The organism is Vibrio sp. MED222 (genome assembly GCF_000153005.1).
GTDB lineage: Bacteria > Pseudomonadota > Gammaproteobacteria > Enterobacterales > Vibrionaceae > Vibrio > Vibrio tasmaniensis_A.
In genome coordinates this window covers 417,080-427,840 of the sequence record NZ_CH902607.1, presented here as the reverse complement: position 1 = coordinate 427,840, position 10,761 = coordinate 417,080, and the positions used below count along the sequence as shown (strand labels likewise).

Sequence of the window (10,761 nt, the reverse complement as noted above, 5' to 3'; positions counted from 1 at the left end):
TACGCACTACTGTCTATGACACTACTTTGGTCTGCTGTAGTAGCAGGCGTATCTATGGCGATGAACCTTCCTCGCCCTGGTCTTATCATTATGCTAGTTGGTTTCTACGGCCTTCTATTCCTAACAGAAAAGAACCGTGACAACGGCATGGGTCTAGTCTTCACATTCCTATTTACAGGTTTCTTAGGCTACACCATCGGTCCAATCTTAAACATGTACGTTGGCGCAGGCATGGGTGATGTCATCCTAACTGCACTTGGCGGTACTGCACTGGCATTTATGGCTGCATCTGCTTACGCCCTAACAACTAAACGTGACCTTTCATTCCTTAACGGTATGCTAATGGCTGGTTTCGTTGTTCTGCTAGTCGGCATGGTTGCAAACATCTTCCTACAAATGCCACTACTATCACTGGCAATGAGCGGTATGTTTATCCTATTCTCGACTGGTGTAATCTTGCTAACAACGCAAAGCATCATTCGTGGTGGTGAAACGAACTACATCTCTGCAACGATTAGCTTGTATGTTTCTATCTACAACATCTTCATCAGCCTACTAAGCATCTTAGGCATTATGGGTAACGACGACTAATCGCTTCCATCACTGAATCATATCTAGCCCAAGAGCCTATCTCTTGGGCTTTTTTTATCCATAAGTGCAATATTTTTTGAGATAGCTACAATTTCTGTTGAGAAAGATAAACTTGGTCATGTACTCTATCCGGATAGTTAATTGGACTCTGGATTAAACATGTTTGAATATAACGGCAAGCAAATCGAAACCGACGCTCAAGGTTATCTGTTGGATTACACTCAATGGGAAGAAGGTATGACCGAAATTCTTGCTCAAGATGAGGAAATTGAACTTACTGATGCACACTTAGAAGTCGTACATTTTGTAAGAAGCTTTTACGAAGAGTTCAACACCTCACCAGCGGTTCGCATGCTCGTGAAAGCAATGGAAAAAGCTCACGGTCCAGAAAAAGGCAACAGTAAGTACCTTTTCAAATTATTCAAAAAAGGCCCTGCCAAACAAGCAACCAAGCTCGCCGGTTTACCTAAACCAGCAAAATGCTTGTAGAACTAAAATAGCGCTAGGTTGATCTCAACGTAAAAAGTTAAATACTGTAGTGTCCTACAGTATTTTAAACTCCCCTACACGTACGTCCTGCCGCTCATGATCTTTAACTTGATGCATGACGACATTGTCTACTGTTGCGCTCGGTGGTCCAAGATTAAGCCAAGCGTGTAACTTCTCAAGTTTCAGCACCTCTCCGACCGCTAACACTTCAACTCGACCATCATTTAGGTTCTTTGCATAGCCGGAAATGCCCAAATCCTGCGCCTGCCTACTGGTGTGATAACGAAATCCAACACACTGAACTACGCCTGACACGACAAAAATATACTGCAGAGTATCCATAACGTTGCCTCATAAATTATATGGATGATATAGTTGCGATTCTATTCATTCACCATTTATTGGTTGGCTTACTTCGAGTATTACAATTATGAAAGAAATCCCGTTTCGTTGGATTGACAAATATCTCATTCACCTAAAAATCCAAGAAAAGTTCTATCTACTATTCTTATTACCTCTTATCGCCCTGGTTATACTGACTTTAGTTTTAGATAGCGCTGCGGACTCTTTACTTGCTCACCTTTATCAGGATGAATTGCTCCTGATGAAAGGTCTGATTGAAGCTGGACAACTCACCAAAGATCAGGTCGCTCAACTCGTTAGCAATTCTGACACCATCTCTTTAGGATATGGCGCAGCATCTGTTTCTGTCATGAATGGCGCCTTCAGTTTAGTCGCAAGCCATGACCAAAACTTATGGTCAGCTCTGTCTACTACTCAGGTATCGATTATTGCAGTAACTCTCACGCTGATAGCTCTGGGGGTTTACTACATCATGACTTTCATTGGTGGTGCTATGTTCTCGATGAACAAAGCACTCAGCACACTTGCGAGTGGCGATTTAACTTGTCGCATGAACTACTTTTTAGTTCGCGATGAGTTCAGTGAAATTGCTATTACTATCGATAAGGTAGCCGAGCGTGAACAAAACATGGTTCTCTCAATCCAAGAGTCCGTTGCTCTCATGCAGCAAATCAGCTCGGATTTGAACCAATCAACGCAACAAAGCTCAGATATCTCAAGTAATCAACAAGAGCACTTGAATAGCCTCGCCAGCGCAACTGAACAAATGGCAGCAACGATTCGCGAAGTCGCTACCCTTGCCCATGATTCAAGCACTCAAACAATGGACGCTCGTGGTGTCGCACAAAGTGGTCAAGTTAAGGTTTCTAATACTTTGGAATCGATCTCTAGCTTATCCCAAGAGATTCAATCGGCTTCGCAAGCAGTAGAAGAACTCGATGCTAATGCAGCGCAGATCGATGAAGTAGTCGCAACCATCAATGGTATCTCTGAACAAACTAACCTGTTAGCGCTAAACGCTGCGATTGAAGCTGCTCGAGCTGGAGAGCAAGGCCGTGGTTTTGCAGTTGTTGCTGATGAAGTTCGCGCTCTTGCCGGACGAACTCAACAAGCGACAGTTGAAATCCAGAGCATGATCGAGTCGTTACAGCGTAACAGCCAATCATTAACAAAACTGATGGAAGTGACAGTAAACAATGCCAATGAAGGCCAAACACTGATGTCGGAAGTGAACGTTGAGATCGGTTCTTTAGCTGAGAAAAACCAGTCTATTTCTGATAGTAGTACGCAAATTGCTACTGCTGCAGAAGAGCAAGGTGTCGTTGCGGATAACATTGCACAAAGTGTTGAAGAGATTCGTCATCAATCAGACGGCATCTGCGAGATGATCAGTAAGAGTAACTCTAACGTTGACCAACTTCGTAAGCAGAGCGATACGATGGAAGGTTTGCTGACAGGTCTTAAAGCTTAATACTGACATCTAACCACCATCTAATGATGGTTCAATACAAGGGCTGCTTTTGCAGCCCTTTCTTATTTGCTTTTCCCTTGTACTTCCCCGACAATACACCTCCTTCAAATTCAACAAACAGAGTAAATTATGACTCCTTCAATTCATCTAGCTAAAGGCCGAGATAAATCACTACGCCGTAAACACCCTTGGGTATTTTCACGCGGTATCGATAAGGTCGAAGGCGAACCACAACAAGGTGAAACTGTAGACGTATATGCTCAGAATGGTCAATGGCTAGCAAAAGCGGCTTACTCACCAGAATCTCAAATTCGAGCTCGTGTTTGGACATTTGAAAAAGAAGAAATTAACAAAGCGTTCTTCGTAAAACGAATTCAAGACGCGCAATCACTGCGTGAAGACATCATTGAGCGTGATGGTTTAACTGGCTACCGCCTTACCGCTGCAGAGTCTGATGGACTGCCAGGTATCACTATCGACAAATATCAAGACTACCTAGTTTGCCAACTACTAAGTGCGGGCGCTGAATTCAATAAGAGCGTATTGGTTGAAGCTTTAATTGAATGCTTCCCAGACTGTAATATTTACGAGCGTTCAGACGTAGCAGTTCGTAAAAAAGAAGGCCTAGAACAAGTTGTTGGTGTACTTCACGGTGAAGAGCCACCAAAATCTATCGTCATTGAAGAAAACGGCGTCAAAATCAGCGTAAACATCATGGAAGGCCACAAAACTGGCTTCTACATGGACCAACGTGATAGCCGTAAAGAGTCAATGAAGTATGTTAAAGGCAAAGATGTGCTTAACTGTTTCTCATACACTGGCGGCTTTGGTCTTTACGCACTGAAAGGTGACGCAAAACGTGTAATCAACGCAGATGTGTCTCAATTAGCTCTTGATACAGCTAAGTTCAACGCTGAACTCAATGAATTTGATATCTCGAAAAAGCGTGCTGTATTCCTAAACGCAGACGTATTTAAACTACTTCGTGAATACCGAGATCAAGGCACTAAGTTTGACGTCGTGATCATGGACCCACCAAAGTTCGTTTCAAGCAAAAACAACCTAACATCAGGTGCTAACGGCTACAAAGATGTAAACATGCTTGCAATGCAAATCCTAAATCCTGGTGGCACTCTACTCACCTACTCTTGCTCTGGCTTGATGGGCACTGATTTATTCCAAAAAATCATCGCTGACGCTGCTCTAGACGCTGGCAGAACAGTAAAATTTGTCGAGCGCTTCGAGCAAGCAGCCGATCACCTTACAGACACCGCCTACCCAGAAGGTTTCTATCTGAAAGGTTTTGCCTGTAAAGTGTTGTAACCGAAGCGTGTTATAACTTCAATGTAAGGTCTTCTTCAGCGCGATTACTTTACTAAATTAAGATATAAAAAAAGGGCCTTTCGGCCCTTTTTGTTTAGTTATCGTAAATTTTCAATATATCGTTTAATAGTCCACTCACATCTGAAATTGAACCGTTAGTGATATAACTATCAAATTGTTCAGCGCTATCTTGCAATATGATCTCCTGAGTTTTTCCACCATCTGTCACAGTCAACTTAAGATCTGCCGTTGACATATTATCTGCACCTTCAAGAGAAATACCAATCTTACTGCTTTGAAGTAGGCTATTAATACTGTCAGAAGAATCTGTATGGAGTAGATCGGAAATATCTATTTTATCATCACCCTTAGTAAAGTCTGTAATTGTGTCTTTCTCACCATGACGAACACCAGAACCTTGGTCGACAAACTTGAAGATATCATCATCACTACCGCCGGTTAAAATATCGTTACCAATACCACCGATAAGAATATCATCGCCAGATCCGCCTTTAAGTGTATCGTGACCCGTACCGCCTCGAAGACCATCGTTACCTTCACCGCCATCAATGACGTCATCGCCTGACCCGCCGAATATAACGTCTGAGCCACCTTCTCCGTAGATATAGTCACTACCGCCGCCACCATGAGCAACATCCAAGTTTGCTGTACTGTTATTAGTAGCAGCTATCTCACTATCTTCACCTTGGTTAGGGTTAAGTATTACGTTCGAATCGCGACCTTGAGTGAAAACATCTTTAATATAAGTGTTTATCGCATCTTGGTTAGACGCTTGCCCAGTATTTTGGTCCAAGACAGCATGACTATCACCAAGATAAATCACATCATCGCCCTGGCCAGTCCAAACAGCATCGCCAGCATCACCAACATTGATTGAAACACCTTTGTTGATATCAACATTGTCTACAATCTTGTTGTAACCCGCTTGTCCATTGGTTACTGCAGGTGATCCTATCCAACTCAAATTATCATGAAGAACTTTAACAGAATCGATCATCTTGCCTGTAGACGACACATCTACGCTGCCTTTTGAACCCATTACATCAAATGAAATATGACTGCTACTTGTATCACCATCACCATCTTTTAATGTGTAATCAAAGTCTACGGTTTCAGGTCTAGCTTGTGGTTTGCCACCAAATTTGTACGAACCCGTATCCATATCGATACTCAAAGTGTACTTGCCATCGACCGTAACTTTTAACTCGTTTGTTGATTCATTTTTGGTAAAGCTGATCTTAGAGTTCTGTCCTGTAGAACTGATAGTTGAACCATCAAAATTAAAAGTTACGCCATCAATAACTAACTGACTAACATAACCACCATCAGCGCCAAAGCCACCATTAGTTACCAATGAACCATTAACGGTTTGAATTATTGGCTGGGTCAATATATCTGTTAGTTGGCTCGACGAATCAATAACTATCGCTGAAGAGTCTGTTCCCGTCAGACCATCGTGAGAAACCAAATCAATTTGGCCTTTGTCAAGATAACCTCCAGTTATACCTATAGCTTGAGAAGTAATACCATTATCATCTAAATGTTTAGTCCAAGTTTTGGCTTCCCAATAATCTATCCTATCATCTTGGTTTGGAATTCCATCAGTAATAAAGTAACTGACGTTATTCGCATCAGGGAGCTTACTATCTTCGTCATGGTCCCATGAAGTACGGGCTTTACGTAAAGCATCATCATAATCAGTATTATTCTTAGGTTTTAGCTTATTGATTTCTGTAATAGCTTCACTAACAGAGAACCAAGATTTACTACCGTCATGTATGAGTTTAGCGTTGCCGGTAAATGTCACTATTTGGACTTTTACATCGCCAAGCGTGTCATATTGCTGGAGCATCTTAGCAAGAGACTCTTTTAAAATAGCTAAACGAGTCTTACCAGCAACGCCAGAATCGTAGCCCATAGAGCCAGACACGTCGATTACCAACTGAATATTCGTATCTGATTTTGTTTCTGGGGTAACTGGCACATCAATAGCTGTTGCAACAGGCTGATCATCTTCAATCGAAACCGTAATTTGCCCCCCTGAACTCTTAAGCCCCGAAGTGTCTTTAGCAATGACCGGGATCTGAATGACTAGATTGTCTTCGCCATTAGTATTGGGGTGATCTACCGGAGCTTTCAATTGTATGTCGTAGTGACCATTTCTATCCAATGTTGCTTCAATAACAACTTTTCCGTTAGCAGTACCAGTAAGTGCATGACCATCAGGCGATACCGCCCAATCAATAGTATGCCCTTCTGATGTCAAAGGCTGACCGGTCGATGTTGTAATGTTGATTGAGCTTGTTTCACTAAACACAGTGTCAGACAAGTTGTTATTAGCGTCAGTAATAACAAGATTACCTTGTATAGAGTGACCATCCGTAGAGTCAGTAGGTAACCCAATAGTATCAGTGATACCACCGTTTAGGCCTTCTTCTGAAACGCTAACTGATTGGTTTTTGATTACAGGTGCAACTTCATTATCGAGTATAAAACCTGTGCCAGTGTCTCTGCCAATAGTAATCGTATAATTTTCAGTATTTTCTACAAGAACGTCATCTAATGTCGGAACGATAACTTTAAAGTAATATACGCCTTTAGGCACGACAATAGATTGTCCATCGGCGCTCAATGTGACGCCATTAGTAAACGAAATGTCTGATTTTTTAACGTCACTACTATTAGGGAGGTTTATTGAGTATGTTACGTCTACATCAGAAGAACCAGTAAGTAAAACGCTATACTCTAAGGTCCCACCCTCAATTACCGAACGAGCATTGGCAACATTTACAGTTGGTTTATCAGCAGCGTCTTCGTTTATAGAACCCGACGCGCTAACACCGTGCTGACCGTGATTAATGATTACATCCTTACTAGCATCTGTTGAAGATTGGAAAGGTATCTCACTCAACTTAATCCCAAAGTCTTCAGATGTTTCGAAACGGTTGTCATTTATTGTATCTACATTAACTTTGAAATCCGTAACTTTCGCAGGAAGCGTGAATGTACCATCCACTTCATTTACCGGAATAGTCTTAATCACTCCGCCAGAAACATAAGTGACTGTAACCCCAGAAAACGGCTTACTACTGTCTGCGGCTAAATCCTCAAGGTTTGCTTTACCAACGCCATTAGAAAATTCAAACTCGACTTTCATCTCAATCGACGCTTCAGACACCTTCGATAGTTGCCCATCAAATACGGCCGTGCTTCCTTCATCAACAGCATTAGCATTCGTCAATGTAAGCGTAGGGTTATCTGTATGATCTAACTTGATTGTACCCTGACCTTTCAGATCAGAATTAGCTTCATCAATACTTGACGTTCCGCCGACCTGAGATTTTGTATCTACAATGTGTAGTCCAAAACGTTCAGTCCATTCAAATTTATCGTCTTGCACGGTTTGAACAGTTACACGAAGCTCAGTTCTTCCTGCCGGAATTTCTACATAACCGTTAACGACGTTAGCAACTTGGAATACACCGTTAGCATCTTTGTATTCGTAAGTTAGGCTATTGGTATCAATATCATCAAATTCGGTATCGTAACCATTCGTTGTCGCTTCAAATTTAACATACTGTTTTTCAGACGAAGCTTCATTTAATGTCACTTTAAAGGATGCTTTATCACCTTCATTCACAGGCACAGCATCGTGGACTTTGATAGTTACGTCATGATCAATGATGGTGGCCGTGTTACTTTGAGTGCCCACGGTTAACGTGAACGTCTCGTTCGCTTCGTCAATCGTGTCTTGAGTCGTCGCCACGGTCGCCGTAAATGTCGTCACGCCCGCTGGAACCGTGATTTGCTTAGTCACGGGATCGTACGTTACGCCGTTGCTGAACGTCACGTTGCTTGGGTCTTTATCAAAGTCCGCCTCTATCGCAGTGCCTTCGGCCAACGCAAAATCAAACGTCATGTCCGTCGAACTTGGGTTCGATAAGCTCACCTCAAACACCGCGCCTTCGCCTTCATCCACTTGCGTGCCTTGGCTGTCAACCGCAGGCTTCACGCCCGTCACTGTTGGCGTGCCATCGTTGTCTTGGATCGTGACTGTGCCACTTTCCGCTGCTTGTTGCGTGCTGGTCTTCGCCGTCACCGTGAAGGTTTCATCGCCTTCGAAGATGGTGTCTTGCGTGGTCTGAACTTTCACTGTGAAGTCGGTTTGACCCGCCGGTAAGCTCACTTGGAAGCTGCCGTCGTTCGCAACCGCCACGTCTTTCAGCTCAGTGCCGTCACCTAAGATGATGGTCACTTTGGTGCCCGTGAAGTCGACGTTCTTATCCGCTGTGCCGCTGTTCAGCGTCAGGTCAACCGTGGTCGCCGTCTTGCTTTCGTTGCTCAGCGTCACTTTGATGTCCGCGACCGCACCTTCCGCTACGTTAATGCCCGCCGCGCCCGCGCTGTTGGTCACGCCCGTCACTGTTGGCGTGCCATCGTTGTCTTGGATCGTGACTGTGCCTGTTTGCGCCGTCGATTGCGTTGGCGTCTTCGCCGTCACCGTGAAGGTTTCATCGCCTTCGAAGATGCTGTCTTGCGTGGTCTGAACTTTCACTGTGAAGTCGGTTTGACCCGCCGGTAAGCTCACTTGGAAGCTGCCGTCGTTCGCAACCGCCACGTCTTTCAGCTCAGTGCCGTCACCTAAGATGATGGTCACTTTGGTGCCCGTGAAGTCGACGTTCTTATCCGCCGTGCCGCTGTTCAGCGTCAGGTCAACCGTGGTCGCCGTCTTGCTTTCGTTGCTCAGCGTCACTTTGATGTCCGCGATCGCGCCTTCCGCTATGTTAATGCCCGCCGCGCCCGCGCTGTTGGTCACGCCCGTCACTGTTGGCGTGCCATCGTTGTCTTGGATCGTGACTGTGCCACTTTCCGCTGCTTGTTGCGTGCTGGTCTTCGCCGTCACGGTGAAGGTTTCATCGCCTTCGAAGATGCTGTCTTGCGTGGTCTGAACTTTCACTGTGAAGTCGGTTTGACCCGCCGGCAAGCTCACTTGGAAGCTGCCGTCTGATGCTACCGCCACGTCTTTCAAGACCGTACCGTTGCTCAACACGATGTCCACTTGGGTGCCCGTGAAGTCGACGTTCTTATCCGCTGTGCCGCTGTTCAGCGTCAGGTCAACCGTGGTCGCCGTCTTGCTTTCGTTGCTCAGCGTCACTTTGATGTCCGCGACCGCACCTTCCGCTACGTTAATGCCCGCCGCGCCCGCGCTGTTGGTCACGCCCGTCACTGTTGGCGTACCATCGTTGTCTTGGATCGTAACCGTGCCACTTTCCGCTGCTTGTTGCGTGCTGGTCTTCGCCGTCACCGTGAAGGTTTCATCGCCTTCGAAGATGCTGTCTTGCGTGGTCTGAACTTTCACTGTGAAGTCGGTTTGACCCGCCGGCAAGCTCACTTGGAAGCTGCCGTCTGATGCTACCGCCACGTCTTTCAAGACCGTACCGTTGCTCAACACGATGTCCACTTGGGTGCCGGTGAAGTCGACGTTCTTATCCGCTGTGCCGCTGTTCAGCGTCAGTTCAACCGTGGTCGCCGTCTTGCTTTCGTTGCTCAGCGTCACTTTGATGTCCGCGACCGCACCTTCCGCTATGTTAATGCCCGCCGCGCCCGCGCTGTTGGTCACGCCCGTCACTGTTGGCGTGCCATCGTTGTCTTGGATCGTGACTGTGCCACTTTCCGCTGCTTGTTGCGTGCTGGTCTTCGCCGTCACGGTGAAGGTTTCATCGCCTTCGAAGATGCTGTCTTGCGTGGTCTGAACTTTCACTGTGAAGTCGGTTTGACCCGCCGGTAAGCTCACTTGGAAGCTGCCGTCTGATGCTACCGCCACGTCTTTCAAGACCGTACCGTTGCTCAACACGATGTCCACTTGGGTGCCCGTGAAGTCGACGTTCTTATCCGCTGTGCCGCTGTTCAGCGTCAGGTCAACCGTGGTCGCCGTCTTGCTTTCGTTGCTCAGCGTCACTTTGATGTCCGCGATCGCACCTTCCGCTACGTTAATGCCCGCCGCGCCCGCGCTGTTGGTCACGCCCGTCACTGTTGGCGTACCATCGTTGTCTTGGATCGTGACTGTGCCACTTTCCGCTGCTTGTTGCGTGCTGGTCTTCGCCGTCACGGTGAAGGTTTCATCGCCTTCGAAGATGCTGTCTTGCGTGATCTGAACTTTCACTGTGAAGTCGGTTTGACCCGCCGGCAAGCTCACTTGGAAGCTGCCGTCTGATGCTACCGCCACGTCTTTCAAGACCGTACCGTTGCTCAACACGATGTCCACTTGGGTGCCCGTGAAGTCGACGTTCTTATCCGCTGTGCCGCTGCTCAGCGTCAGGTCAACCGTGGTCGCCGTCTTGCTTTCGTTGCTCAGCGTCACTTTGATGTCCGCGACCGCACCTTCCGCTACGTTAATGCCCGCCGCGCCCGCGCTGTTGGTCACGCCCGTCACTGTTGGCGTGCCATCGTTGTCTTGGATCGTGACTGTGCCACTTTCCGCTGCTTGTTGCGTGCTGGTCTTC

The 10,761-nt window shown here is 46.1% G+C and carries 6 protein-coding genes; 4 read left to right on the top strand and 2 right to left on the bottom strand.

Annotation, left to right across the window (positions count from 1 at the left end; all coding sequences use genetic code 11):
• Together MED222_RS13080 and MED222_RS13085 are read left to right on the top strand one after the other, a co-directional pair.
• A partial coding sequence (locus MED222_RS13080; protein ID WP_009846638.1) for a Bax inhibitor-1/YccA family protein occupies window positions 1-591 on the top strand: 591 nt, incomplete at its 5' end.
• Window positions 592-750: 159 nt separating this feature from the next.
• Window positions 751-1,080, top strand: coding sequence for a TusE/DsrC/DsvC family sulfur relay protein (locus tag MED222_RS13085; RefSeq protein WP_009846637.1), 330 nt, complete (start codon window positions 751-753; stop codon window positions 1,078-1,080).
• Window positions 1,081-1,134: 54 nt separating this feature from the next.
• On the opposite strand, the gene yccX is transcribed toward MED222_RS13085, so the two are convergent.
• Window positions 1,135-1,422, bottom strand: a complete 288-nt coding sequence (yccX, locus tag MED222_RS13090) for an acylphosphatase (RefSeq protein ID WP_009846636.1) — start codon at window positions 1,420-1,422, stop codon at window positions 1,135-1,137.
• An 88-nt stretch (window positions 1,423-1,510) separates the two neighbouring features.
• Here yccX and MED222_RS13095 point away from each other — a divergent pair, with 88 nt between their 5' ends.
• Window positions 1,511-2,914: a methyl-accepting chemotaxis protein gene (locus MED222_RS13095; RefSeq protein WP_009846635.1), complete on the top strand. Its 1,404-nt coding sequence runs from the start codon at window positions 1,511-1,513 to the stop codon at window positions 2,912-2,914.
• Window positions 2,915-3,043: 129 nt separating this feature from the next.
• On the top strand, window positions 3,044-4,237 hold the full coding sequence (locus MED222_RS13100) for a class I SAM-dependent methyltransferase (protein WP_009846634.1): 1,194 nt from the start codon (window positions 3,044-3,046) through the stop codon (window positions 4,235-4,237).
• A 94-nt stretch (window positions 4,238-4,331) separates the two neighbouring features.
• Here MED222_RS13100 and MED222_RS21670 read toward each other — a convergent pair whose 3' ends face one another.
• On the bottom strand, window positions 4,332-10,682 hold the full coding sequence (locus MED222_RS21670; protein WP_232281807.1) for a Calx-beta domain-containing protein: 6,351 nt from the start codon (window positions 10,680-10,682) through the stop codon (window positions 4,332-4,334).
• Window positions 10,683-10,761: the final 79 nt, after the last annotated feature.

What these genes read in the sequence shown, in the direction of transcription:
- MED222_RS13085 (WP_009846637.1), top strand. Translation starts at nt 751, where the DNA reads ATGTTTGAATATAACGGCAAGCAAATCGAAACCGACGCTCAAGGTTAT.
- yccX (WP_009846636.1), bottom strand. Translation starts at nt 1,422, where the DNA reads ATGGATACTCTGCAGTATATTTTTGTCGTGTCAGGCGTAGTTCAGTGT.
- MED222_RS13095 (WP_009846635.1), top strand. Translation starts at nt 1,511, where the DNA reads ATGAAAGAAATCCCGTTTCGTTGGATTGACAAATATCTCATTCACCTA.
- MED222_RS13100 (WP_009846634.1), top strand. Translation starts at nt 3,044, where the DNA reads ATGACTCCTTCAATTCATCTAGCTAAAGGCCGAGATAAATCACTACGC.